The organism is Mesorhizobium sp. 128a (assembly GCF_053848025.1).
Genome location: NZ_JBSPKY010000095.1, coordinates 1 through 475 on the forward strand (window position 1 = coordinate 1; position 475 = coordinate 475).

Genomic DNA, 475 nt, shown 5'->3' on the forward strand with positions numbered 1-475 from the left:
CCTTGATGTTGGCCGAAGCGCGCAGCAGGGCGACGCCGCCGCCTGCAACGATGCCTTCTTCCACGGCCGCGCGGGTCGCGTTGAGAGCGTCATCGACGCGGTCCTTCTTTTCCTTGACTTCGACTTCCGTCGCGCCGCCGACGCGGATCACCGCAACGCCGCCCGCCAGCTTGGCGAGACGTTCCTGCAGCTTCTCCTTGTCGTAGTCCGACGTGGTCTCCTCGATCTGCTGCTTGATCTGGGCAACGCGGCCCTGGATCTCGGCCTTCTTGCCGGCGCCGTCGACGATGGTGGTGTTCTCCTTGGAGATCGACACCTTCTTGGCGCGGCCGAGCATGTTGAGGCCGACATTCTCGAGCTTGATGCCGAGGTCTTCCGAGATGACCTGGCCACCGGTGAGGATGGCGATGTCTTCCAGCATGGCCTTGCGGCGATCACCGAAGCCCGGCGCCTTGACGGCGGCGATCTTCAGGCC

At 64.8% G+C, this 475-nt stretch carries 1 protein-coding gene; it reads right to left on the reverse strand.

The window, feature by feature from the left end:
* Window positions 1–475, reverse strand: a 475-nt coding sequence (locus ACWTU9_RS33225) for a TCP-1/cpn60 chaperonin family protein (RefSeq protein ID WP_455862020.1), incomplete at both ends; no start/stop codon positions are given.